The organism is Streptomyces sp. NPDC020983, assembly GCF_044333485.1.
In the GTDB taxonomy this organism is placed as follows: Bacteria; Actinomycetota; Actinomycetes; order Streptomycetales; family Streptomycetaceae; genus Actinacidiphila.
Window position 1 is genome coordinate 37105 of the sequence record NZ_JBIRRA010000013.1, and the last position, 25810, is coordinate 62914.

General features: G+C 74.6%; 15 protein-coding genes. 8 read left to right on the top strand and 7 right to left on the bottom strand.

Features of this window, described 5'->3' with window-relative positions; all coding sequences use genetic code 11:
- The first annotated feature begins 51 nt into the window (after nucleotides 1-51).
- Nucleotides 52-822, top strand: coding sequence for a hypothetical protein (locus ACH4SE_RS26765; protein ID WP_398546034.1), 771 nt, complete (start codon nucleotides 52-54; stop codon nucleotides 820-822).
- An 882-nt stretch (nucleotides 823-1704) separates the two neighbouring features.
- Here ACH4SE_RS26765 and ACH4SE_RS26770 read toward each other — a convergent pair.
- The gene (locus tag ACH4SE_RS26770; RefSeq protein ID WP_398546035.1) at nucleotides 1705-2142 is read right to left on the bottom strand and encodes a MarR family winged helix-turn-helix transcriptional regulator; all 438 of its coding nucleotides are present in this window, start codon (nucleotides 2140-2142) and stop codon (nucleotides 1705-1707) included.
- 190 nt (nucleotides 2143-2332) lie between these two features.
- Between ACH4SE_RS26770 and ACH4SE_RS26775 the strand changes: the two genes are divergently transcribed.
- Nucleotides 2333-3217: a lysozyme gene (locus ACH4SE_RS26775; protein WP_398546036.1), complete on the top strand. Its 885-nt coding sequence runs from the start codon at nucleotides 2333-2335 to the stop codon at nucleotides 3215-3217.
- Between the two features lie 110 nt (nucleotides 3218-3327).
- Here ACH4SE_RS26775 and lon read toward each other — a convergent pair whose 3' ends face one another.
- Entirely contained in the window at nucleotides 3328-5748 is a 2421-nt protein-coding gene (gene lon, locus ACH4SE_RS26780) for an endopeptidase La (RefSeq protein WP_398546037.1), read from the bottom strand.
- Nucleotides 5749-5921: 173 nt separating this feature from the next.
- Here lon and ACH4SE_RS26785 point away from each other — a divergent pair, with 173 nt between their 5' ends.
- The 6 genes from ACH4SE_RS26785 to ACH4SE_RS26810 all read left to right on the top strand — a co-directional run bounded on the left by ACH4SE_RS26785 (nucleotide 5922) and on the right by ACH4SE_RS26810 (nucleotide 15981).
- Nucleotides 5922-6764, top strand: coding sequence for a nucleotidyltransferase domain-containing protein (locus tag ACH4SE_RS26785; RefSeq protein WP_398546038.1), 843 nt, complete (start codon nucleotides 5922-5924; stop codon nucleotides 6762-6764).
- A gap of 152 nt (nucleotides 6765-6916) precedes the next feature.
- Entirely contained in the window at nucleotides 6917-9145 is a 2229-nt protein-coding gene (gene helR / locus ACH4SE_RS26790; RefSeq protein WP_398546039.1) for an RNA polymerase recycling motor ATPase HelR, read from the top strand.
- 186 nt (nucleotides 9146-9331) lie between these two features.
- Nucleotides 9332-10006, top strand: a complete 675-nt coding sequence (locus tag ACH4SE_RS26795; protein WP_398546040.1) for a spermidine synthase — start codon at nucleotides 9332-9334, stop codon at nucleotides 10004-10006.
- An 80-nt stretch (nucleotides 10007-10086) separates the two neighbouring features.
- Nucleotides 10087-10800 carry a response regulator transcription factor gene (locus ACH4SE_RS26800; RefSeq protein WP_398546041.1) on the top strand — a complete coding sequence of 238 codons (714 nt, stop codon included), beginning with the start codon at nucleotides 10087-10089 and terminating at the stop codon, nucleotides 10798-10800.
- A gap of 41 nt (nucleotides 10801-10841) precedes the next feature.
- Nucleotides 10842-11915 carry an ATP-binding protein gene (locus tag ACH4SE_RS26805; protein ID WP_398546195.1) on the top strand — a complete coding sequence of 358 codons (1074 nt, stop codon included), beginning with the start codon at nucleotides 10842-10844 and terminating at the stop codon, nucleotides 11913-11915.
- Nucleotides 11916-12153: 238 nt separating this feature from the next.
- Entirely contained in the window at nucleotides 12154-15981 is a 3828-nt protein-coding gene (locus tag ACH4SE_RS26810) for a multifunctional oxoglutarate decarboxylase/oxoglutarate dehydrogenase thiamine pyrophosphate-binding subunit/dihydrolipoyllysine-residue succinyltransferase subunit (protein WP_398546042.1), read from the top strand.
- 99 nt (nucleotides 15982-16080) lie between these two features.
- On the opposite strand, the gene fxsT is transcribed toward ACH4SE_RS26810, so the two are convergent.
- From fxsT to ACH4SE_RS26835, 5 genes are all read right to left on the bottom strand, one after another.
- On the bottom strand, nucleotides 16081-19077 hold the full coding sequence (fxsT, locus tag ACH4SE_RS26815) for an FxSxx-COOH system tetratricopeptide repeat protein (protein ID WP_398546043.1): 2997 nt from the start codon (nucleotides 19075-19077) through the stop codon (nucleotides 16081-16083).
- Between the two features lie 173 nt (nucleotides 19078-19250).
- The gene (locus ACH4SE_RS26820) at nucleotides 19251-20687 is read right to left on the bottom strand and encodes an aKG-HExxH-type peptide beta-hydroxylase (protein WP_398546044.1); all 1437 of its coding nucleotides are present in this window, start codon (nucleotides 20685-20687) and stop codon (nucleotides 19251-19253) included.
- A complete protein-coding gene (locus ACH4SE_RS26825) occupies nucleotides 20684-21865 on the bottom strand; it encodes an FxsB family cyclophane-forming radical SAM/SPASM peptide maturase (protein WP_398546196.1) in 1182 nt (393 codons plus the stop codon). The genes ACH4SE_RS26820 and ACH4SE_RS26825 overlap by 4 nt, the downstream gene beginning before the upstream one ends.
- A 376-nt stretch (nucleotides 21866-22241) precedes the next feature.
- Nucleotides 22242-22412, bottom strand: coding sequence for an FxSxx-COOH cyclophane-containing RiPP peptide (fxsA, locus tag ACH4SE_RS26830; RefSeq protein WP_398546045.1), 171 nt, complete (start codon nucleotides 22410-22412; stop codon nucleotides 22242-22244).
- Between the two features lie 30 nt (nucleotides 22413-22442).
- Complete coding sequence (locus tag ACH4SE_RS26835; protein WP_398546046.1) at nucleotides 22443-25808, bottom strand: SAV_2336 N-terminal domain-related protein; 3366 nt, start codon at nucleotides 25806-25808, stop codon at nucleotides 22443-22445.
- Nucleotides 25809-25810 lie beyond the last annotated feature (2 nt).

The following is a 25810-nucleotide window of genomic DNA, read 5'->3' on the forward strand; positions in this document are numbered from 1 at the left end:
ACGCCCCCGCACCTCCCGGCAGGCACCCGCCCGTCACGCACACTGGACGGCATGCGAATCGAGACGGCGACCGCGCCGGGAACACCCGGCGCACCCAACGAGGATTTCGTGGCGGCCGCGATGCCCTCCGGTGGCCACGGCGGCGCACTGGTGCTGCTGGACGGCGTCACTCCCCCGCCGGACAACGGGAACTGCGTCCACTCCGTCCCGTGGTTCACCGCACGCCTCGGCGGCCGCCTCCTGGAACTGTCCGTTTCGCGGCCGGATCTGACACTTGCGGAGTGTCTGTCCGACGCCATCCGCGTGACGGCCGATACCCACCGGGGCACGTGTGACCTTTCTCACCCCCTGACCCCCCAGGCCACCGTCGTCGCCGCCCGCTGGAACGCCACCGAGCTGGAACACCTCGTCCTCTCCGACTCCGTCCTCCTCCTGGAGGACACCGACGGCAAGATCACCCCCGTCCTCGACGACCGCATCGACCGGCTCCGCGCCGCCGGCCACCGTGTCGCTCCGCTCCGGAACCTGCCCGGCGGCTTCTACACCGCCGCCGCCGACCCGGCCGTCGCCCGCAAGGCGGTCACCGGACGCACGCCCCTCTCCGCCCTCCGCGCCGTGGCCGCGCTCAGCGACGGCGCCGCCCGCGCGGTCGAGGTCTTCGACCTCGACGACTGGGCCGCCACCTTCGCCCTCCTCCGCGACCGCGGCCCCGACGCGCTCCTGGCCCGTGTCCGGGCCGCCGAATCCGCCGACGCCGACGGCTCCGCCGTCCCCCGCGGCAAACCCTTCGACGACGCGACGGCCCTCCTCGTCGAGCTCTAGCCCCTCCCACCGCGGCCCTCCCCCACACCTGCCGCCACCGCTTCGGGCGGTGCCCGCTTGCGGTGGGCTCGCGGCTGCCCGCCGCGGGGGTGCTGCGCCTGGCGGCGCCGCTTCGGGCGGTGCCCGGTTGCCGGTACGTGGGCGGCTTGCCCGCCGTGGGGGTTTCCCGCGCCTGGCGGCGCGGGGTGTTCCCACCCCCACCACCCGTGCGGGATAGATGTCGGCTGACGGCCTTCTCGTGGGGGTGCTTCACCGTCGGGGGCGAACCGCAGTCCCTGGACAGATTCACCCCCACCGGCAGGCAGCCGCCACTCCGGCCGGAGGGGGACGATCCGGGGGTGCCCCCGCAGGAATGCGCACCTACTCCCTCACCGGACACGGGGGAGGTCAGACGCGCATTCCGAGGAGGTACCCCCGGAGTGGCACCCGACCCCACCCCGCACAGACAGCGCGATGCCCCGCCGGGCAACCCAGGGGCGCGAGGAACTGCGCGACCAGCCCCCACCAAGCGAACAGCGAACCGCCCGCCGCAAGCCGCACCCCCTCAGGGGCGCGAGGAACTGCGCGGCCAGCCCCCACCGGCGGAAAGGCGAACCGCCACCGCAAGCCGCACCCCCCAGCCCCGCGGGGAACGGCGCGACCAGCCCCCACCGGCGGAACGGCAAACCGCCCACCGCAAGCCGCACCCCCCAGCCCCGCGAGGAACTGCGCGACCAGCCCCCACCGGGCGAACGGCGAACCGCCCACCGCAAGCCGCACCCCCTCAGCCCCGCGGGGCCCCCGCGAACGGCCCCACCGGCAGAAGGCCGCGCGGCCCACCGCGACACGCGCTCCCGCAGCGCAAAAGACCCGGCCCCCCGCCCCCCCAGATGGGGGGCCCGCTCAGAGAATGTCGGCCGTGGACTCGTTCAGCGCATGCAGCAGGCGCGCGAGGTCCGCGCGGTCGGACGGGGCCCACGCCGCGAGGCGGTGGACGTAGGCCGCCCGGCGCGCGTCGCGGACGCGGGCGAAGCGGGCGCGGCCCTCGGGGGTGAGGCGCATGAGATACGCGCGCCCGTCCGCGGGATCCGGCTCGCGGGCGACGAGCCCGAGATCCTCAAGTGCGCGCAGTTGCCTGCTCATCGTGGCCTTGCCGACCCCGAAGTAGGAGGCGAGGTCGGTGGCCCGTTCGGGTTCCGCTTCCTGGAGCCGGACGAGCAGCCCGTACGCCGCGGGTTCGAGGTCGGGGTGGACCGCGCGGGCCATCTCGCCCGAGGCCGCCCGGGCCCGCCGGAAGAGAACGGTCAGCTCGCGTTCGAGGGCCTCCGTCGAAACGTCCACTCCCGTCGCATCTGCCGCATCTGCCGCATTGCGCGCGTCGGTCACCGCATTCCCGCTTTCAACGCCCGAAAGTTGTCTTCACACCCGTTGTTTCCGCAGCCCGTCAAGTATTTCGCAGGAGTAGACCAACCACGGTCACAGGACCCTTCTCCCCGCGCTCGGCGCCGCACCGCACCCACTGGAGGCACGCATGTCCCACAGAGATCGCGGAGATCTCTCCGCCGTGCACGGCAACGGCAACGGCTCGGTCCGGGCCAGATTCACCCTGTTCACCGGAGTCCTCGTCACGGTGCTCTCGACGGCGCTCGCCGCCCCCGGGGCGGCCCGTGCGGCGGGCCCCGGCCACATGACCCACCCGGACCTGGACTGGCTGGGCTCGCAGATCAAGATCCACGAGGGTGCCGGCGCCGCCGCCGGCGACTCCAAGGTCGTCACCTCCTCGAAGATCACCCAGACGCCGGGCATGGACGTCTCCAGCCACCAGGGCAACGTCGACTGGCCGGGCGCCTGGTCCAAGGGGGCGAAGTTCGCGTACGTCAAGGCGACGGAGGGCACGTCGTACACCAATCCCTCCTTCACGCAGCAGTACAACGGCTCCTACAACGCCGGCATGATCCGCGGCTCCTACCACTTCGCGCTGCCCGACGTGTCGAGCGGCGCGGCGCAGGCGGACTACTTCGTGGCGCACGGCGGCGGCTGGTCGGCCGACGGCAGGACACTGCCCGGCGCGCTGGACATGGAGTACAACCCCTACGGCGCGAGCTGCTACGGGAAGTCCGCGAGCGGCATGGTGAGCTGGATCCAGTCGTTCTCGAACGAGTACCACGCGAAGACCGGCCGCTACCCGACGGTCTACACGTCCACCAGCTGGTGGACCACCTGTACGGGCAACAGCGCCGCCTTCGCCAAGACCAACGCGCTGTGGATCGCCCGCTACTCCTCCTCGCCCGGCACGCTGCCGGCCGGCTGGGGCTACCAGACGTTCTGGCAGTGGGCCGACACCGGCACCTTCCCCGGCGACCAGAACAAGTTCAACGGCGCCCTGGACCGGGTGAAGGCCTACGCCAAGGGCTGACCCCGTGACGGCCGTGTGGCCCCTTCCCCCCGCGCGGGGGGAAGGGGCCACACGGCCGTACCCGGGCCCGTAGGGGCCGGACCCGGTCCCGGTGAGGGCCCTGCCGGCCGTCAGGCGGCCACGGGCACCCCGCGGACGTCGGCGGCGGCCGCCTCCAGGGCGAGTTCCAGCACCTGGCGGACGTCGCTGACCGGGTGGACGTCGAGGGCGTCCAGGATCTCGGCCGGCACGTCGTCCAGGTCGGGTTCGTTGCGCTTGGGGATCACCACCGTGGTGATCCCGGCGCGGTGCGCGGCCAGCAGCTTCTGCTTGATGCCGCCGATCGGCAGCACGCGCCCGGTCAGCGACACCTCGCCGGTCATGGCCACGTCGGGCCGCACCCGGCGCCCGGACAGCAGCGACGCCAGCGCGGTCGTCATCGTCACACCGGCGCTCGGCCCGTCCTTGGGCACCGCGCCCGCGGGGACGTGCAGGTGGACCCCGCGCTCCTTCAGGTCGCCGACCGGCAGCTCCAGTTCGGCGCCGTGCGAGCGCAGGAAGGACAGCGCGATCTGCGCCGACTCCTTCATGACCTCGCCCAGCTGCCCGGTGAGCTGGAGGCCGGAGCCGCCGGTCTCCGGGTCGGCGAGCGACGCCTCGATGTAGAGCACGTCGCCGCCCGCGCCCGTGACCGCCAGGCCCGTGGCCACGCCCGGCACCGCCGTGCGCCGCTCCTGCGGGTCCTGCGCGGATTCCGGCACGTGGTGCGGACGGCCGATGAGCCCGCGCAGGTCGTCCGGGCCCACCGTGTACGGGAGCTCCTGCTCGCCCAGCTCGTGCCGCGCGGCGATCTTCCGCAGGATGCGGGCGACCGTGCGCTCCAGGTTCCGTACGCCCGCCTCGCGGGTGTACTCGCCGGCGAGCCGGCGCAGGCTCTCCTCCGACAGCGTCACCTCGCCGGTGTCCAGGCCCGCGCGCTCCAGCTGCCGGGGCAGCAGGTGGTCGCGGGCGATGACGACCTTCTCGTCCTCGGTGTAGCCGTCCAGCCGCACCAGCTCCATGCGGTCCAGCAGCGGTTCGGGGATGGCCTCCAGGACGTTGGCGGTGGCCAGGAAGACGACGTCGGACAGGTCCAGCTCGACTTCCAGGTAGTGGTCGCGGAAGGTGTGGTTCTGCGCCGGGTCCAGCACCTCCAGAAGTGCCGCGGCCGGGTCGCCGCGGTAGTCGGAGCCGACCTTGTCGATCTCGTCGAGCAGCACCACCGGGTTCATCGACCCGGCCTCCTTGACGGCCCGCACGATCCGTCCGGGCAGCGCGCCCACGTACGTACGGCGGTGGCCGCGGATCTCCGCCTCGTCGCGGACCCCGCCGAGCGCGACCCGGACGAACGTGCGGCCCATCGCGCGCGCCACCGATTCGCCCAGCGACGTCTTTCCGGTTCCCGGCGGCCCCACCAGGGCCAGCACCGCGCCTCCGCGCCGCCCGCCCACGACGCCCAGGCCGCGGTCGGCCCGGCGCTTGCGCACCGCGAGGTATTCGGTGATGCGCTCCTTCACGTCGTCCAGCCCGGCGTGGTCGGCGTCCAGCACCGCCCGCGCGCCGGCGACGTCGTACGTGTCCTCCGTCGTGACCTTCCACGGCAGTTCCAGGACGGTGTCCAGCCAGGTGCGGATCCAGCTGCCCTCGGGCGAGGCGTCGGAGGAGCGCTCCAGCTTCTCGACCTCCTTCAGCGCCGCCTCGCGCACCTTCTCCGGCAGGTCGGCGGCCTCGACCCGGGCCCGGTAGTCCCCGGCCTCGTCGTCCGGCTCGCCGTTGAGCTCCGCCAGCTCCTTGCGGACGGCCTCCAGCTGCTGGCGCAGCAGGAACTCGCGCTGCTGCTTCTCCATGCCCTCCTGGACGTCCTTGCGGATCGTCTCCGCGACGTCCTGCTCGGCCAGGTGGTCGCGCAGCCGCTGCACGGCGAGCTTCAGCCGCGCCACCGGATCGACCGTCTCCAGCAGTTCCACCCGCTGCTCGGCCGTCAGGAAGGGGCTGTAGCCGGAGTTGTCGGCGAGCTGGCTCACGTCGTCTATCTGCTGGACGCGGTCCACGACCTGCCACGCGCCGCGCTTGCGCAGCCAGCTCGTGGCCAGCGCCTTGTACTCCCTCATCAGCTCGGCCACCGTGCCCGGCGACTCCGCGGGCACCGGCTCCTCCAGGACGGTGCCCTCGACCCACAGCGCGGCGCCCGGCCCGGTCGTCCCCGCGCCGATCCGCACCCGCGTGCGGCCCTTGATGACCGCACCGGGGTCGCCGTCGGACAGCCGCCCGACCTGCTCCACCGTGCCCAGCGTTCCCACGGCGGCGTACTTGCCGTCGATCCGCGGCACCAGCAGCACGCGCGGCTTGCCCGAGGCACCGGCCGGGTGCGCGGACTGCGCCGCCTCCACGGCGGCACGGACCTCGGAGTCGGTGAGGTCGAGCGGCACGACCATGCCGGGCAGGACGACCTCCCCGTCGAGGGGGAGGACCGGCAGAGTCAGGGAGTTGGAGGGGAGGGACTCAATCGGCATGATCGCTCCTTGGGCAAGCAAGTTGAGTACGACAGACTCAATGCACGGAGGGTGCCGCGGTGTTCCCGGCGACGTGTTCGCCCTGAGCGATCGGCCGCACCGGGCGGGTGACGGAACGGCGGCGGGACCGCGACCTGGGAAAAGGGTGTGCTGCGGGCCGTAGCGTGGTCCGCATGGACGAGGAACACCGCCGGCCGCGGGCCGGGGCCGGAACCGGGCTCAGGCCCGACGGGACGATCGCGCGCGAGGGCTCCCTCGCGAAGGTGCAGCCTCCCTACCTGCCGCTGCTCGACGCGGTACGGTCGCGCGTCCGCGCGGCCTATCCGGCCGCGCTGCTGCACAGCGCGTACGTCTACGGCAGCATTCCCCGGGGTACGGCGCGGGCCGGGGTCTCGGACCTCGACCTCGTCGTCGTCCTGCGCGAACCGCCGACCGCGGCCGACCGCGCCGCGGGGGACGCGCTGGGCGCCGCGCTGGACGCGGAGTTCCCCGTCGTCGACGGGGTCGGGCTGCTGCTCTTCGACACCGGGACACTGCTGAGCGAGCTGGAGCGCCACGACCTCGGCTTCTTCGTGGCGTGCCTGTGCACTCCGCTGCTCGGGGAGGACCTCGCGGCGTTCCTGCCGCGGTACCGGCCGGAGGGGCTGCTCGCCCGGGAGACCAACGGGGATCTGGCACTGGCCCTGCCGGGGTGGCTCTCGCGGCTCGACGCGGCGTCGTCCGACGCGGAGCGGCGCGCTTTGTGCCGGGCCGTGGCCCGGCGGCTCGTCCGTACGGGGTTCACGCTCGTGATGCCGTGGTGGGGCGGCTGGACCAGTTCCCTGCCGGAGCAGGCCGCGGCGTTCGCCCGGTACCACCCCGCGCGGGGTGAGCAGATGCGGTGGGCCGCGGACCTGGCCCTGCGCCCTTCCCCGGCCCCTTCGGACCTCACGGTCCTCCTCACGGACCTGGCCCCGTGGCTGGCCACGACGTACGTCGCCGTCCACGGCGAGAAGGCGCCACGACCTGCCGCGTGAGGCGGGCCGCGCGGGCCGCCGGCCGCGCTGCGGCCCGGCCGCTCCGTCCCGGCGGAACGGCGAACGGCAGGGGACCACCCTGCCGTTGTTCAACGTATAGCCGAGTGGGGGGCTTGCCGCAAGGCCCCCGGGTTGTCGCAGAATCGTCCGCCATGGGTGGAATCGGCTGGGTGGACGGGGAGAACGTGACGGAACGTCAGGGCTACGACGACGAGCTGCGCAGCGAGCGGGGGTACGTCGAGGGGCTCTACGCGCGGCTGGACGCGCGGCGGGCGAGGGTGAAGGCGGAGCACGACACGGCGCTCAAGGAGCACGGCGGGACGGCCGTGGAACGGGACGTGGCGGTGCGCGGGCTGGCCCGCGAGGTGCGGCGGCTGGACGTCGCGGACAGTGGGCTGTGCTTCGGGCGGCTGGACGCCGCGGACGGCGGGGCCTCGTACATCGGGCGGCTGGGGCTGTTCGACGAGGGGGCGGAGCACGAGCCCGTGCTGCTGGACTGGCGCGCGCCGGCGGCCCGCGCGTTCTACACGGCGACGGCCGCGAACCCGGAGGGCATGAGGCGGCGGCGGCAGTTCCACGCCCGGGGCCGGGAGGTGACGGGGTTCACGGACGAGGCGCTGGGCGCCGCGGAGGGGGTGAGCGGCGGGGACGCCGCGCTGCTGGCGGCGGTGAACGCGCCGCGGGGGCCGGGGATGCGGGACATCGTGGCGACGATCCAGGCCGAGCAGGACCGGATCATCCGGCTGGACCACCCGGGCGTGCTGGTGATCGAGGGCGGGCCGGGGACCGGCAAGACGGTGGTGGCGCTGCACCGCGTGGCGTACCTGCTGTACACGCAGCGGGAGCGGATGGAGCGGCAGGGCGTGCTGGTGGTGGGGCCGAACCCGGCGTTCCTGCGGCACATCGGCCGGGTGCTGCCGTCGCTGGGCGAGTCGGACGTGGTGTTCATGACGACCGGCGACCTGGTGCCGGGGCTGGCGGTGACGGCGGAGGAGGCGGATCCCGCCGTCGCGGCGGCGAAGGGCTCGCTGCGGATGCTGGAGGTCCTGGCGGCGGCCGTCGCGGACCGGCAGCGGGTGCCGCAGGCGCCGCTGCCGGTGGAGATCGGCGGGGTGACGGTGCGGCTGGACGCGGCGGTCGCGGAGTGGGCGCGGCAGGAGGCGCGGGACAGCGGGCGGCCGCACAACGAGGCCCGGGAGGTCTTCCGGGAGGTCGTGACGTGGGCGCTGTCGGAGCGTGCGGTCGGGAAGGCCGGCCGGGAGTGGCTGGACCGCTCGGACCGCGCGCTGTGGGAGCGGTTGCGCGCGGACATGCTCAAGGAGCTGAGGGAGGACGACGCGTTCGTCGCGGAGCTGGACGCGCTGTGGCCGGTGCTGACCCCGGAACGGCTGCTCGCGGAGCTGTACGGCTCGGCGGAGCGGCTGCGGGCGGCGGGCGCGCAGGAGTCGCTGCTGCGGGCCGCGGGTGACGCCTGGACGGTGTCGGACGTTCCGCTGCTGGACGAGCTGGTCGACCTGCTGGGGCGGGACCCGGCGCTGGAGCGGGCCGCCGCGCGGGCGGCGGAGCGGGCGAGGCGGGAGGAGGCGGAGTACGCGGCGGGCGTGCTGGAGATCATGGGCGTGGACCGGCGCGACGACCTCATGGACGACGAGGACCACCTGCTGGCGCAGGACCTGGTGCACGCGGAGGGCCTGGCGACGCGTTTCGAGGAGGTGGACACGCGGGATCTGGCCGAGCGCGCGGCCGCGGACCGGGAGTGGACCTACCGCCACGTGGTGGTCGACGAGGCGCAGGAGCTGTCGGCGATGGAGTGGCGGGTGCTGATGCGGCGCTGCCCGCTGAAGTCCTTCACGGTGGTGGGGGATCTGGCGCAGCGGCGTTCGGCGGCGGGCGCGGTCTCGTGGGAGGCGGCCCTGGAGCCGTACGTGCCGGGGCGGTGGCTCTACCGCTCGCTGACGGTGAACTACCGCACGCCGGCCGAGATCATGGCCGTCGCGGGCGCGCTGCTGGGCGAGTTCGCGCCGCACGTGCGGCCGCCGGAGTCGGTGCGGGCGTGCGGGGTGCGGCCGTGGGCGCGGCGGGTCACGGCGGAGGAGCTGCCCGCGGCGGTCGGGGCCTTCGTCCGGGCCGAGGCGGAGCGGGAGGGCACCAGCGTGGTGATCGGCCCGCCGGACGTGCCCGGCGCGGTGCCGCCGTCGCACACGAAGGGGCTGGAGTACGACGCGGTGCTGGTGGTGGCGCCCGAGCGGATCCTCGCGGACGGCCCGCGCGGCGCGGCGGAGCTGTACGTCGCCCTGACCCGCGCCACGCAGCGGCTGGGGGTGCTGCACCTGGACGGGCTGCCCCCGGCGCTGGCGGGCCTGGAGCAGGTGACGCCCTAGGGCGTGTCCGCAAAGTCCCGTCGTCCGCCCGGAGGGCGGGGCAGACGGTGTCTGGTGCGTGCGATCGCAAGGCGGAGGGTCGTCCTCGTAGTGGGCCTGCTCGGACGAGCCCGACAACGTAGCGAGCGTGCGTGCCAGGCGCCGTGTGCCAGGCGGGACTTTGCGGACACGCCCTAGGGTGGACGGATGCTTGAGGACGAGACGGCCGTGCTGGACCGGCGGGTGGGTGTCGCCGGGGAGCTGGTGCTGCGGTACCGCGGGGGTGCGGGGACGCACGAGATCATCGCGAACGGCTGCTTCCTGATGGACACCTCCGACGGCCGCTCGGAACGGCTGCTGGTGGACGCCGCCCTCGGCGCGCTCGCCGGGCGCACCGCGCCGAGCGTGCTGCTGGGCGGTCTCGGGGTCGGGTTCTCGCTGGCCAGGGCGGCGCAGACGGGCTGGGGGCGTATCGCGGTGGTGGAGCGCGAGGCGGCGGTCGTCGCGTGGCACCGGGAGGGGCCGCTCGCGGCGTACTCCGCCGGGGCGCTCGACGACCCGCGGGTCGAGCTGGTGCTGGAGGACCTGCTCGTCCACCTGCGCGGCGGCGGGGAGCCGTACGACGCGTTGTGCCTGGACATCGACAACGGGCCGGACTGGACAGTCACCGAGAACAACGGCAGTCTCTACAGTCCCAGCGGCCTCGACGCATGCCGGAACCGGCTGACGCCGGGCGGCGTCCTCGCAGTGTGGTCGGCGCAGCCGTCGGCCGCCTTCGAGGACGCGCTGCGGTCGGCAGGTTTCGAACGGGTTCGCACCCTGGAGATTCCGGTGGCCCGCGGGGTACCGGATGTCGTGCACCTGGGGCACCGGGCGGACTGACCCCGCGCCGGTGTGATGGTCACAGCGGCGCCCCGCCCCGTACGCTGCCGGGTAGCCAGGACGAGTTTTTGGGGCGGATTGTGGACGGCACGCAGACGACCGGCGCTCAGCGCCGGGTGCTGGTGGTCGAGGACGACCAGACGATAACGCAGGCCATCGCGGCCCGCCTGCAAGCCGAGGGCTTCCAGGTGCGCACCGCGGGCGACGGTCCGGCGGCGGTCGAGGCCGCCCGGTCCTGGCAGCCCGACCTGCTGGTGCTGGACGTGATGCTTCCCGGCTACGACGGCCACGAGGTGTGCCGCCGCGTGCAGGCGGACCGGCCGGTGCCGGTGCTGATGCTCACCGCGCGGGACGAGGAGACCGACATGCTCGTCGGTCTCGGGGTGGGCGCCGACGACTACATGACCAAGCCCTTCTCGATGCGCGAGCTGGCCGCCCGGGTGCACGTGCTGCTGCGCCGGGTGGAGCGTGCCGCGACGGCCGCGCACAGCCCGCGCGGCGCCGTGATCCAGCTCGGCGACCTGGAGATCGACCACGCGCAGCGCCGGGTCCGGGTCGCCGGCGCGGACGTGCACCTGACGCCGACCGAGTTCGAGCTGCTGGTGTGCCTGGCCCAGCAGCCCAGGGCGGTGCTCTCGCGCGAGCAGCTGCTCGCCGAGGTGTGGGACTGGGCCGACGCGTCCGGCACCCGTACCGTCGACAGCCACGTCAAGGCGCTGCGCCGCAAGATCGGCGCGGACCGGATCCGTACCGTGCACGGCGTGGGGTACGCGCTGGAGACGCCGTCGGCGTGAGCACGGGCCGGGAGGGGACGGCGTACGCCGGGCGGGGCGGGGTGCTGCGGCGCTGGTGGCGTCAGGCGTGGGAGGCACTGCGGCCCTGGGACCCGCTGCGTTCGATCAAGGCCGCGCTCGCGGCGCTGGTGCTGGTGTCGGTGCTGATCACCACCGGGCTGGTGTTCCTGGCGATCCACTCGGCGACCGGGCTGCGGGTGATCACGATCTTCTCGATCATCGCCTCGCTGCTGATCACCCAGATCGTCGCGGACAACCTGACCGCCCCGCTGCGCGAGATGACGGCGGTCGCGCGCGCCATGGCGGCCGGCGACTACAGCCGCCGCGTCGCCCGGGTGCGCCGGGACGAGGTCGGCGAGCTGGCCGGGACCTTCAACCGGATGGCCGCGGACCTCGCGGCCGCCGACCGGCACCGAAAGGAGCTGGTGGCGAATGTCTCACACGAGCTGCGCACCCCCATCGCGGCGCTGCGCGCGGTGCTGGAGAACGTCGTGGACGGCGTGTCGGCCGCGGACCCGGAGACCATGCGGCTGGCCCTCCAGCAGACCGAGCGGCTCGGCAAGCTGGTGAGCCAGCTGCTGGACCTGTCGCGGCTGGACAGCGGCGCGGTGCGGCTGGACGCCAAGCGGTTCGAGGTGTGGCCGTACCTCTCGGCGGTGCTGAAGACCGCGAGCCTGGGCATGGGCTCGGGCGGCTCGCGCGCGCGGGCCCGCGCGGACGTGCCGCTGCACCTGGACGTCTCGCCGCCGGGCCTGGTGGCCTACGCCGACGGGGAGCGGCTGCACCAGGTGGTCGCCAACCTCGTCGACAACGCCGTCAAGCACAGCCCGCCGGGCGGCCGGGTGACGGTGAGGGCGCGGGCCGGGGCGGCGCCGGGGTCGCTGGAGCTGGACGTCCTCGACGAGGGGCCGGGGATCCCGGAGGCGGACCGGATACGCGTCTTCGAGCGCTTCCACCGCGGCTCCCAGCCCGGCGGCGACGGGGGGACGGGGCTGGGGCTCGCCATCGCCCGCTGGGCGGTGGATCTGCACGGCGGCCGGATCCAGGTGGCCGAATCGCCCCGCGGTTGCCGGATCCATGTCACCCTTCCGGGCAGCGGCACGGCGGCGCCTTGACGGCCTCGCCCCGGCGGTGCCCGCAGTTCATGCGACGTTCATCCCGGGCACAGCGGCCACTTCTGGTCGGACAACCCTCAAGAGGGACCAATTTCCCGCCACGAACGGCTCCGAAACCAGGTTTTCGGTGTGACGTACACGACGACTGGCCCCCGGGCCTGCGACGCAGGGCCAGGTAGGCGTAGCCTTTATTTCCGCTGTCCACCATCTTGTGAAGCGGAAGAGGGCGGTTGCCGCCGTGTCGCCACAGTCCCCCAATAGCTCTAGTGTCACGACCGACCACGAAGCGCAGGGCGAGGGCCCCGCAGGGGGTTTCGGCCCCAACGAGTGGCTGGTCGATGAGATCTACCAGCAGTACCTCCAGGACCCGAACTCGGTAGACCGAGCCTGGTGGGACTTCTTCGCCGACTACAAGCCGGACGGCTCCACCGCTCCGGCGGCCCCCGCCGGCCAGGGCGGCGCCTCGGGCGCCGCGGCCCGCGCGAACGCGGCCCCGGCTCCCGCCGCCGTCCCCGCGGCGCCCCCGGCCCCGGCTCCGGCCGCCCCGGCGCCCGCGCAGCCGCCGGCCCCGGCTCCGGCCCCCGTGCAGCCCGCGGCACCCGCCGCGAAGGCTCCGGCCGCCCCGGCGCCCGCCGCTCCCGCCGCCCCTGCCGCTGCGAAGGCCGCGCCCGCCGCGAAGGCCGCCCCCGCGGCTCCGGCCGAGACGGAGTTCGTCACCCTGCGCGGTCCGGCCGCCGCCGTCGCGAAGAACATGAGCGCGTCGCTGGAGCTGCCCACCGCCACCTCGGTGCGGGCCATCCCGGTGAAGCTGCTGTTCGACAACCGCATCGTCATCAACAACCACCTCAAGCGCGCCCGCGGCGGGAAGATCTCCTTCACGCACGTGATCGGCTACGCCATGGTGCAGGCGCTCAGGACGATGCCGTCGATGAACTACTCCTTCGCGGAGAAGGACGGCAAGCCCACCCTCGTCAAGCCCGAGCACGTCAACCTGGGCCTGGCGATCGACCTGGTCAAGCCCAACGGTGACCGCCAGCTCGTCGTCGCGGCCATCAAGAAGGCCGAGACGCTGAACTTCTTCGAGTTCTGGCAGGCCTACGAGGACATCGTCCGCCGCGCCCGCTCGGGCAAGCTCACGATGGACGACTTCCAGGGCGTCACGGCCTCGCTGACCAACCCCGGGGGCCTCGGCACCGTGCACTCGGTGCCGCGCCTGATGCCCGGCCAGTCGATGATCCTCGGCGTCGGCTCGATGGACTACCCGGCGGAGTTCCAGGGCACCTCGCAGGACACCCTGAACAAGCTCGGCATCTCCAAGGTCATGACGCTGACCAGCACGTACGACCACCGGGTGATCCAGGGCGCCGCCTCCGGCGAGTTCCTGCGGATCGTCAGCCAGCTGCTGCTCGGCGAGAACGACTTCTACGACGACATCTTCGCGTCGCTGCGCATCCCGTACGAGCCGGTCCGCTGGCGCACGGACATCGACACCGCGCACGACGACGACGTCACCAAGGCCGCGCGGGTCTTCGAGCTGATCCACTCCTACCGGGTCCGCGGCCACGTCATGGCCGACACCGACCCGCTGGAGTACCGCCAGCGCAAGCACCCCGACCTCGACATCCTGGAGCACGGCCTCACGCTGTGGGACCTGGAGCGGGAGTTCGCCGTCGGCGGCTTCGCGGGCAAGTCGCTCATGAAGCTGCGCGACATCCTGGGCGTGCTGCGCGACTCCTACTGCCGCACGGTCGGCATCGAGTTCATGCACATCCAGGACCCCAAGCAGCGCAAGTGGATCCAGGACCGCATCGAGGGCCCGCACGCCAAGCCCGAGCGCGAGGAGCAGCTGCGCATCCTGCGCCGGCTGAACGCCGCGGAGGCCTTCGAGACCTTCCTGCAGACGAAGTACGTCGGCCAGAAGCGCTTCTCGCTGGAAGGCGGCGAGTCGGTCATCCCGCTGCTGGACGCGGTCATCGACGCCGCCGCCGAGTCGCGGCTCGACGAGGCCGTCATCGGCATGGCGCACCGCGGCCGGCTCAACGTGCTGGCGAACATCGTCGGCAAGTCGTACGCGCAGATCTTCCGCGAGTTCGAGGGCAACCTCGACCCGAAGTCGATGCACGGCTCCGGTGACGTCAAGTACCACCTGGGCGCCGAGGGCACCTTCACCGGACTGGACGGCGAGCAGATCAAGGTCTCGCTCGCCGCGAACCCCTCCCACCTGGAGGCGGTCGACCCGGTCCTGGAGGGCATCGCCCGCGCCAAGCAGGACATCATCAACAAGGCCGGCACCGACTTCACCGTGCTGCCCATCGCGCTGCACGGCGACGCGGCCTTCGCCGGCCAGGGCGTCGTCGCCGAGACGCTCAACATGTCGCAGCTGCGCGGCTACCGCACCGGCGGCACCGTGCACGTGGTGATCAACAACCAGGTCGGCTTCACCGCCGCCCCGGAGTCGGCCCGCTCGTCGATGTACGCCACCGACGTGGCCCGCATGATCGAGGCGCCGATCTTCCACGTCAACGGCGACGACCCGGAGGCCGTGGTCCGCGTGGCGCGGCTGGCCTTCGAGTACCGCCAGGCGTTCAACAAGGACGTCGTGATCGACCTGATCTGCTACCGGCGGCGCGGCCACAACGAGTCCGACAACCCGGCCTTCACCCAGCCGCTGATGTACGACCTGATCGACAAGAAGCGCTCGGTGCGCAAGCTCTACACCGAGTCGCTCATCGGCCGCGGCGACATCACCCTGGAAGAGGCCGAACAGGCGCTCCAGGACTACCAGGGCCAGCTGGAGAAGGTCTTCACCGAGGTCCGCGAGGCCACCTCCGCGCCGGCCGCGCAGGAGCAGTCCGGCAACCAGTCGCAGTTCCCGGTCGCGGTGCCGACCGCGGTGTCCCCCGAGGTCGTCAAGCGCATCGCGGCCTCGCAGGTCAACATCCCCGAGCACGTCACCGTCCACCCGCGGCTGCTGCCGCAGCTCCAGCGCCGCGCGGCCATGGTCGAGGACGGCACGATCGACTGGGGCATGGGCGAGACGCTGGCGATCGGCTCGCTGCTGCTGGAGGGCACCCCGGTCCGGCTCGCCGGCCAGGACTCGCGGCGCGGCACCTTCGGCCAGCGGCACGCCGTCATCATCGACCGGGAGACCGGCGAGGACTACACCCCGCTGCTCTACCTGTCCGAGGACCAGGCCCGCTACAACGTCTACGACTCGCTGCTCAGCGAATACGCGGCGATGGGCTTCGAGTACGGCTACTCGCTCGCCCGCCCGGACGCGCTGGTGATGTGGGAGGCGCAGTTCGGCGACTTCGTCAACGGCGCGGCCACCATCGTCGACGAGTTCATCTCCTCGGCGGAGCAGAAGTGGGGCCAGACCTCCGGTGTGGTGCTGCTGCTGCCGCACGGCTACGAGGGCCAGGGCCCGGACCACTCGTCCGCCCGCATCGAGCGCTTCCTCCAGCTGTGCGCCCAGAACAACATGACGGTCGCGGTCCCGACCACCCCGGCGCAGTACTTCCACCTGCTGCGCTGGCAGGTGCACAACCCGCACCACAAGCCGCTCATCGTCTTCACCCCGAAGTCGATGCTCCGGCTCAAGGCGGCCGCGTCCAAGGCCGAGGACTTCACCTCGGGCAGCTTCCAGCCGGTCATCGGCGACCACTCGGTCGAGGCCGAGGCCGTCCGCAAGGTCGTCTTCTGCTCCGGCAAGATCTACTACGACCTGGTCGCGGAGCGGGAGAAGCGCGGCGCGAACGACGTGGCCTTCATCCGCGTCGAGCGGCTCTACCCGCTGCCGGGCGTGGAGATCCAGGCGGCCGTCGCGCCGTACACGAAGGCGCAGAAGTTCGTGTGGGCGCAGGACGAGCCGGCGAACCAGGGCGCGTGGCCCTTCATCGCCCTCAACCTGATCGACCACCTCGACCTGCTGCTCGGCGCCGCCCCCGACAACGCCGACCGGCTGCGCCGGGTGTCCCGCCCGGCGTCGTCCTCGCCGGCGGTCGGCTCCGCCAAGCGCCACCAGGCGCAGCAGGAGGAGCTGCTGAACGAGGTCTTCGAGATCTGACGCCCTCGTGCCGGGGCGCACGACGAACGGCGGGTGGCCCGCACCGGTTCTCCGGTGCGGGCCACCCGCCGTTCGCGTCCGGGCGCGCCGCGCCGGGCGTCAGGAGCTGAAGGGCTCGAAGTCCCAGTAGGGGCGGGTCCGGGAGCGGGCCGCGACGGTGTGCGGGTGCTGGGGGCCGAGGGTGCCGGACAGGATGGCGAGGGCCTCCTCCTCGACCTTGTCGGCCTCGGGGCGGCGGCGCAGGTTCCGCAGGTCGGTGGCCAGCGCGATACGGCAGGACAGCGTCAGCGGGTGCTCCTTGCCGAGCGTCGCCGTGGCGCGGTCCGCGGTGATCCGGCTCAGCTCCGCGGCGCCCTCCGGGTCGCCCGCGAAGTTGCGGGCGGCGGTGGCGTTCAGCGCGCAGCCGAGTGTCCACGGGTGGTCCTCGCCGACCGCTGCGGTCATCGTGACCAGCGCGGACTCGATCTCCAGCTGGGACTGCTGGCGCTCGCCCGCGGCCCGCAGGATCAGCCCGTGGTTGCCGAGGATGCCCGCGGTGTACGGGTGCCGCTCGCCGAGCTGGATGCGGTACTCGCGGAGCACGGCCTCACCCAGCTCGCGGGCCCGGTCGAGGTCCCCGTGCTCGCGTTCGAAGGCGGAGTAGCTGGCCTTCACGCGCAGCGTGAGCGGGTCGGTGTCGCCCAGCACCCGCTCGCAGCGCTCCAGCAGCCCCGCCATGAGCGAGGCGGCCCGATGGCGGTCGCCGCCGCGGTAGTAGCACTGGGAGAGATTGTGCTCGGCCCGCAGCGTCTGCGGGTTGTCCGCGCCCAGGACGGTGCGGTGGACCTCGCAGTTGCGCTCCTGGACGGAGGTGGCCTGCTCGTAGCGGCCCAGCAGGCGCAGGTCGTGCGCGAAGGAGTTCTCCGACGACAGCGTCCAGTTGTGCCGGTCGCGCAGCAGCTCGCGGCGCGCCTCCATGGTCTCCTGGTCCAGCCGCATGGCCTGGTCGTAGCGGCCGAGCAGGCGGTAGGTGAGCGCGATGTTCTTCTGCACGCTGAGGGTGCGCGAGTCGCGGACGCCGACCAGCTCGCGGTAGCCGTCGCGGGCGAACTCCAGCAGCCGCAGGGCCTCGTCGTACCGGGCCAGGCTGCGCAGGTCGGCGGACAGGTTCCCGGCGGCGCGCAGCACCAGCAGGTCGCGGTCGCCGCGGTCCCCGCACAGCCGGTCGTAGGCGGCGCGGTCGATCGCCTCGGAGGCGCGGATGTCGCCGGTGGCGCGCAGCAGGTTGGTCTGGTGGTGGACGAGGTCCCACAGCTTGGGGTGCCCGGCGGGCAGCAGCCGCGGCCACTGGTCGGCGGCGATCTCGGCGATCTGCAGACCGGTGCGGTACTCGCCGGACAGGTACAGGTAGCGCAGGCAGTTGAGCACCATGACCTGGATCTCCGGGTTGGTGCTCGTGAGTGCGCCGGAGGCCTCCAGGTGCGGCACGATCTCCGCGTAGCGCGGCCACAGCCGGGTGTCGGCGGGGCGGGCCGGGTCGGCGGCCGCGAGGATCTTGCGGACGACGCGTGAGTAGTCGCTCTGCTCGTCCTGCGGCATCTCGGCGCGTACGGCCTGGTGCACCAGCCGGTGCATCTGGACGACCTCGTTGGTGCCGACGGTCTCCTCCGCGGCGGTCTCCTGCGGGTCGACCTGGATGACGGACCACTGCGCGAGCTTGTCGATCGCGTTGTTCCACAGCACGGAGTCGCCGAGCAGCCCGGCGAGCTTCTCCGGCACGTCGCGGATCTGCATCTCGCGCAGCAGGCGCACCGGGATGGGGCCGGGGGCGAAGAAGACGCACAGCCGCAGCAGGTCGACCGTCTCGGGCTTGTCCTCGCGCAGCCGGTTGAGCAGTATCGAGAAGGCCGTGTAGTACGTCATCTGGAAGTCGGCGGCGACCTTCAGGCCCGGCTCCACGTCCGCCCCACGGCGCAGCAGCTCGATGTACTCGTCGACCGGCGTGGTCGAGTCGTTGAGCGCCCCGGCGTTCTGGTCCAGAGCCAGCGCGAGGTCGCCCAGCGCATCGGCGAGCCGGTCCGCCTCGGCCTCACCCAGCCGCGGCGCGCGCCGCCGCACGAACGCCACCGACTCCACCCGGTCGTAGACCGGCACCTCGATGAGCGAACTGTTGTGCTCGCCCCACTCGCGGTTCTGCGACGTGATCAGGACATGCCCCGGACCGGCGGGCACCAGGTCGTAGACGTCCTCCGGCTGATCCGCGCCGTCCAGCACCACCAGCCAGCGCCCGTACGGCTCACCACGGCGCAGGGCGTCCCGCACCGCACGCAACCGCTCGCCGTACTCACGCCCCGTCACCAGACCCAGTGCCGGTGCCAGCCCCGCCAGCTTCTCCCGCAGCGTGCCGCGCTCGGACGCACGCACCCACCACACCGCGTCGTACTCCGTCTGGAAGCGGTGCACGTACTCCGTCGCGATGTGCGTCTTGCCCACACCCGACAGCCCGTAGAGCGTGACGACGGCGGCGCCGGGCGCGGCCTGCTGGAAGGTGGTGTGCAGCTCGCCGAGGAGTTCCTCGCGGCCGGTGAAGCGGGTGTTGCGGCGCGGCACCCCGCCGTAGACCGCGGGCTGCTCCAGCGGGAAGCGGGGGCCGCCGGCGGTGTCGCCCGGGGTGCTCCGCGAGGGGCTCATGCCCAGCCGCGTCAGCAGCCTGCGCTCCGCCTCGGAGGCGCCGAGGCCCCACAGGTCGGCGGCGCTGAGCGCGGCGGCGGCGCTGGGCAGCGCGGCCGGGGTCACCGACACCGCGGCGAAGCGCTCGTTGTGGGGCGGGACGACGCGGCGCAGCGCGGTGTTCCACTCGTCATGGGTGCGCGGGCCCAGGCGGAAATACCACTCCGACAGGATGATCAGCACCCGGCCCTCGGCCAGCAGCAGATCGCCCAGGGCCTCCTCGATGCTGGCCTCGGGGGTGATGTCGAAGCGCTGGAGCACCACCTGCACGCCGTGCTTCTCCAGCCTGCTGGCGATCCAGGAGGCCCAGGCACGGTTGTATCCGGCGAAGCTGATCGTCACCGGTCCGCGAGCGAGTGCCGCCGCGGTGCTGCGCCCTGCGGGCATAGGACCGTCTCCCTCGTGTGCTGCATGCGCGGTTCTGACGGGCCGCCAGGCGGCCTGGGCCAGAAACTACACTGATTGATCCCCCGTTGACGCGACGTCATGCCGAATCGCGGACGTTCCGGTCACTTCGGGCCACCGCCCGGTCAGCGCGGCGGGTGGCGCGGTCCGCGCCGTCAGGACGCCCGGCGGCGCCAGATGACGCGGGCGGTCTCCACGTAGGCGGTGGCCCGCGCCAGATGGCCGTCCGGCGGGGCGGTCTCCTTGAGCCGGGCGTGGTGCGCGGCCATCGCCGTGACCAGGGTGCGGCCCTGCGGGGTGAGGCGGCTGGAGCCGAGCAACTGGGGCAGCGCGGCCTCCACCTGCTGGCGGCACCGGCTGTGGTCGGCCCACGCGGCGTCCCGGACGGCGGGCGGCGCGCCGCTCAGCGCGACGCGCTGGTGGAAGTCGGCGAGCGCGAGGTGGGCGTACGCGCCCTGGAAGAGCCCGTCGAAGGGCCGGGGGTCGGGGCGCCACGGGGCCCAGTAGCGGGGCTCCGCGCCCGCGGTGTGCAGCGCGGTCACCTCGGACAGGGCCAGCAGCTTGGTGTGCTGGAGCTCGTGGACGATCGTGCCGGCCAGTTCCAGGCCGCTGCGCGGGATGCTGGTGAGCACCGCCCCGAAGGCGTCGCTGCGGGTCGCGCTGGAGCGGGCGGTGGGCGAGTCCACGAGCGGTACGAAGCAGTCCAGGAGGGTGTCGGCCTCGGCGGCCCGCTCGCCCGCGCCGAGACGCAGCAGCGGCCGGGCGTCGCGCCACGCGGTGCGCCACCGCGCGTGGCGGGCGCCGTCCAGGACGCCGGAGGCGATCAGGCCGTACGGGTTGGAGCTGCGCTCCTCGTCGCGGTACGGGTCGCTGTCGTCGACCAGCACCGGATGGCCGGCGGGGCTCCACAGCGCCCTGATGGGCCGCCAGGCCGCGGCGGCCGAACGCCACACCCCGTCCGGCCCGCACCGCACCTCCACCCGCCGCGTGCGCGCCCCGGCGCCCCCCGGGTGCGGGCCGTCGTGCCCCGCGGGACCGTTCCCGCCGGGCGCCGCGTGCAGCCACAGCCGGCTCCCCTCCCCCGTCACCCGCACGCTCGCGGGCGCGCCCGCGACGGCGCAGCTCCCCAGCGTGGGCAGCACCAGCACACCGTCGGCCACCGGCACTTCCGCGCCGAACCGCAGCCCGGCCCGTGCGGCGGCCGCCGCGGCGAGCGCCCCGAGGTGGGCGAGCAGGCCGGCCGGTGTGCCGGGCGCGGGGGCCGGACCGCCGTCTCGCGGGGCCGGGGGCCGCGCGGAGGTCAGCGCGCGCAGGGTGCGTTCGGCCCAGGCGCCGGTCAGCGGGTAGTCGACGACGCGGCGGGCGGCGGGCGGGTCGGCCCGCTCGGCGGCGGCGAGCAGCTGCCAGTCGGCCAGGACGCGGGCCGCCGCGGCGGGCGGCAGCACGGACGGCGGGGCCGCGGCGACGGCGTCGAGCAGTGCGCGCAGCATCAGCCGCCGGCGGCGGCGCTGCTGCGCCACGAGCATCTCCAGCACGGCGGCGTCGCCGCCGGTGGTGCCGAGGCTGCGGAGCAGGGCATCGGGTACGTTCACCGGACTGTCTCCCGGGGGGCGTGGCCACCGGATCCGGCGCCCGCCGCCGCGGCGAGACGGGCGCCGATGTGGCGGATCAGGAACGCGAGGTCGGCGCAGTAGACGGAAGGGTTGCGGAAACCCTCGCCGGCCAGGTAGCGGTGGGCGTAGTGGCCGCCTCCGCAGACGGTCACCAGCGGGCAGGCCCGGCAGTCGGGGCCGAGGGCGGCCAGGCCCGCCTGGCGGGCGGCGACCCCGGGGTGGGCGAGCACGTCGTCGAAGCTGTGCCGGAAGACGTCCATGCCGGTGGCGGCGGCGCCTTCGTACGCGGACTTGAGCGAGTCCACCTGCTCGATGCTGCCGTCGGTCTCGACGACGACGGCGGTGAAGGGCTGGAGCCCCAGCCGCTCGGTGGCGGCGGGCACCCCGAGCAGCAGCGCCACGCACTCCTCGAACAGCCGCACCCGGGTGCGCCGCCGGTCGGCCTGCCACCAGCGGTCGAAGACGGCCGTGAGCCAGCGGCCGTACGGCGCCGGGTCGCCGGGCGGTGCGGGCAGTCCCGGCGGCGGGGTGGACCAGTTGCCGTGCGGCAGCAGCAGGTCGATCGCGGGCGGCGCGAGGCCGAGCAGCGAGTCGTAGACCTCGGCGGGGTCGTGGCGCAGGTCCACGACGCTCAGCACACCGGCGTACGCCTCGGGGGCGGTCTCGGCGAGCAGCCGCAGCCCGGCGGCCGCGGCGGGCCAGCCGGGGCGCCCGGCGTGGTCGACCCGCGCGGCGTTGTGCGCGGCCCGCCCGCCGTCGAGGCTGACGCCGACGCGTATCCGCGCGTCGGCCAGCGTGCGGACGGCGTCCCCGGTCAGCAGCGTGGCGTTGGTCTGGACGGTGGCGTGCACGGTCGCGGGCACCGTACGGCGGATCAGTGCGACGTCCGCGGCGAGCCGTCCGGCGCCGGCCAGCAGCGGTTCGCCGCCGTGCAGGACGACGGCGACCTCGCGCAGCCCGTGCGCGGCGGCGTGCTCCGCGATGCGTTCCGCGGTGCGCCGTACGACCTCGGCGGCGGGCTGCCGGGGGCGCCCGCGCCAGCCGTGGTCGGGCCCGGCGTAGAGGTAGCAGTACGTGCAGGCGAGGTTGCACCGGCTGTGGGTCTTGAGGATGAACTGCCGTACGGGCAGGGCGGGCCCGCCGGCCACCTCCCGCACGGCGTCCGCACCCTCGGCGCCCTCGGCCGCACCGCCCACGGGGGCCGCGCCCGCGCCCGGCGCGCCGTCCGTCCTGCTGACGGACCTGCCGCCCGCGCCCTTGGCCCGCACGGTGCCCGGGCCGCCGGGGCGCGGAGCGTCCGCGGCGCCGGAGGTCCGCTCCTTCGCGACGTCGGCTCGCAGGACCCTGTGTGTCGGTCGCTGCGCCACTTTCCGCCTCCCCGTCCGTCGGGGCCGCCCCGCCGGCCCCCGCGGTGATTCCCGTCGGGCGGCCCGGTGCAAACGCCCGGGCACGGCTTTTGGCCGTAAGTCCGCGACGCGCGTCCTGTTGACGGGGGTTTTGGCGGGGTGGGGGTGACGCGTGGGTGCCGCCGGGTCACATCGCGTTGTCGAAGCCCCACAGTGCCCCGCCGCCGGGGGCGGCGACGCGCTCGCGCAGGTCCTCCACCAGGGCGGCGAGCACGGGGTGGTCGACGGTGCGGAGGGACTCCAGGTCGAGGGCGAGGACGTCGGGGGCGGGCTCGGGGTCGTGCGGGTCGGTGTGCATCGCGGCCCTCCGTGGGGGGTTGAGTCGGTTTCAGACGTCGTTGCTCAGTGCCGCCAGCCGCGCCGCGGTCCGCCGGCCGAGCTCGCCGCCCTCGTCGGGCAGCCTGCGCCAGCAGCCGGCCGCCGCGCGGTACGCGTCGGTCGCGGCCCGCTTGCGGTGCGCGGCTTCGTTGACCTCTCCCCGCCAATGATGCGCCTGCGCGGCCAGCCGCACCATGGGCAGCGGGTCGGCGGCGGTGGACGCGGCGCCGGCCGCGGTCTCCGCGGCGCGCCGGTAGGCGTCGTCGGCCAGGTCGAGGCGTTCGGCCCGCCCGGTGTAGGCGTGGGCCAGCCGGTGCACCTGCCCCAGCTCGAAGGCGATGCGGGCGATCTGGGCGGGCTCGACGGCCGGTTGCGCGGCGCGGCTGAGCACCCATTCCGCCTCCCGCAGGTCGACGAGGTCGCCCTCGGCGGTGTAGCGCAGGACGAGTGCCTGACCGAGCATGAGCAGCCGCCACGGCAGCCGCGGGTCGCTCTCCGGGGTCTCGGTGCGGCATTCGCGCAGCACCTGCACCGCGGTGTTGACGAAGGTCTCGCCGCCGGGGAGCCCGGAGCGGTCCAGCAGCGCCGCGCCCCATTCGGCGACCAGGCCGCTGTATTCGGGCCGGTCGCGCGGGGTGAGGCGGCAGGCCTCGGCGAAGCGCCCGGCGGCGGCCTCCAGCTCGCCGGGCGGGCCGCCCTCGGCGTGGCGTGCGGCGCGGATCCGGCCGGCCCGGGCGAAGATCGCGGCGCGCTGGAGCCGGTCGCGGGTCAGGCCGAGCGCGCGGTCGACGTGCCGCTGCGCCTCGGGGAGCCTGCCGCCGGCCGCGAGCAGCGCGTCGACGAGCGCGAGCAGCGCGCGGATGATGCTGTCGTGCGCCGGGCCCGCGGCCGCGGCGCCGGCCCGTTCCAGCTCCTCCAGCGCGGCCGCGAAGGACTCCGCGGCCTGCTGCGCGTAGACCTGCTCGCGTTCGCGGTCCGGTGCGGCGCCGGCCAGCCGGAGGAGGGCGCGGCCGTGGGCCATGGCCAGCTCGCTGGGGCGCGCCTCGACGGGCGACCAGGCGTCGGCGAACGCCTCCAGCATGCCGACGGTCTCCTCCAGCAGCGCGGTGTCGCCGCTCAGCTCCCACTGGCTCTCCAGCACCTGGACGCGTTCCAGGGTGGCGCGCAGCACGCCGCCCGCGTCCAGGCCGGGGGCCGAGCAGACGGCGGTGAGTTCGCGGTCGGCGCGGCGCAGCTGCTCCAGGGCGCCGCGGACGTCGCCGACCGCGGTGCGGTCGTCGGCGGAGGCGCGCAGCACCCAGGCGCGGACCTCGCGGGCGCGGACGGAGCCGGGGTGCGCGGCGGCGATCTCGGCGGCCTCCTGCGCCTCCCGCAGCAGCCCCGGGCTGCGGCGCAGCCGCCACAGCCGGATGAGCTGCTCGGCGAACTCCGCCCACAGCTCGGGGTCGGTGGCGTGGCGGCGCTCCTGCCGGGTCGCGGCGCGCAGCAGCGCCACCGCGTCGATCAGGTCCTGCACGGTGTCCTCGGCGAGGAAGGCCGCGACCAGTTCCCTGGCCTCGGCCAGTGCGGCGGTGCTGTCGCCGGAACGGCCCGCGGCGGCCACCCGGCCGGCGCCGGCGCCGGGCGCGCCGCCCCCCGTGCCGGGCGGGGTGTCCGTGCCGTCCGGTGCGACGAAGCGCTCCAGCACCTGCGCGGCCACCTCGGCGAAGGGCTGGGAGCCGTCCGAGCCCGCGGTGCCGCCCTCGGCGAGCGCGGCCCTGCGCGCGGCGGCGGCCACGGCGGCGTCGGCGGCCGGGTCGGCGGGCCCGTCGGCGAGCTGGTTGACGGCCATCGCGAGGAAGTTGGGCCCGCCGCGGCCGAAGCGCTGCTCCACGTACGCCGAGCAGTGCTTGAGGACGAGGGCGGCCTCGTCCCTGCCGAGCGGCCGCAGCAGCTCGTCGCGTACGCCGGGCGCGAACTCGTACCACCGGTGGTCGTCGCCCTCCTTGCGCACCACCAGCCCGCTGAGCAGCACCTCGGCCAGTTCGGCGGGGCCGGACAGCGGCAGCATGGTGCGCTGGACGATCTGCATGACGGGCAGGAAGAGCGGCGCCGCCGAGAGGTAGACGGCCAGGTACGAGGCGGCGGGCGAGGCGGAGGACCGGAAGGTCTCGACGAGCGGTCCCGGCGTCGGCGCGGCGCGGCGCGGACGGCCGGGGCTCGCGGGCTGGTCGGAGCGCACCCAGCCGACCGCGGCGGGCACCTCCCCGGCGCCCGAACCGGCCAGCAGCCGTGCCCACGCGCCGAGCGCCCGTGCGGTGGGCGGCAGGACGGGTACGGGCAGCGCGTCGCCCGCGGGCGGGACGGTGAAGCCCCCGGCGCCGGCGGAGAAGCCCAGTGCGGCCGCGGGCAGCGGCCCCTCGGCGCGGTGCAGGACCCCGTACGACACCGGCAGCCGGGTGCGGGCCCACAGCCGGGTCGGCAGCGGCTGGAGCACGGCGACGGGCCCGTACGCGGCGAGCCGGTGCAGCAGCCGGTGCGCCTGCCCGGAGCGCCACAGCGGGCCCACGCAGTCGCTGACCAGCAGGGTGATGCGGCGCCCCGTCGGGTCGCCGAGCTGGTCGGCGGAGCGCAGTTCGGCGGGCTCGGGGTCGAAGTGCCGGCTGACGGCGGGGCTGCCCCCGGGCCCGGCGTGCAGGTAGCGGACCTGCACCTCGTGGAAGGCGCCGAGGCGTTCGAAGACCCCGCCGAGGTCGCGCAGCATCCGCTCCCACACGTACATCGACGAGGACGCGTCCATGAGCAGCTGCATGGTGGCGTTGCCGCGGCGCACGGCGCGGAAGACGGGCAGCAGCAGGCCGCCGGCCAGGGCGGTGCGCTCGGCGGTGGCGGCCTCGTCGAGCCGGCTGCGCAGCGGGCGGGCCGGGGTGTGGTAGCGCTGCAACGGGCGCAGCGCGGCCTGGAGTTCCAGCAGCCGGGGCAGCGCGGGCGCCTCGGGCACGGCGACGGCGAGGCCCGCGGGACCGGACCGGGCGCGGCCGGTGTCGCCGCCGCCCGGGTAGAGGTGCAGCACTCCGGGGGGCTGCTCCTCCGGCGGGGCGAGCCGGCTCCCGGCGCCGTCGCTGCCGTCCGCGGGCACCTGCGGCAGGTCGCCGGGCGTGCCGGGGCCGCCGCCCGCGGGCGGCGGGCGGTCGCCGGGGGCGGCCGGCGGGACGGGCTCGCGCGCGGTGGGCTGCGACCAGCGGGCCAGCCACAGGGCGTCGGCCAGCTCGTCGTGGCCCGGCTCCAGACCGGCGCCGCTCAGCCGTCCGACCAGCTCGGCGAGCGGGTCGGGGGCGTCCGGCGGTGCGGGCGCGGGCTGTTCGGGCGGCCCGGGGATCGCGTGCTCGGCGTCCACGG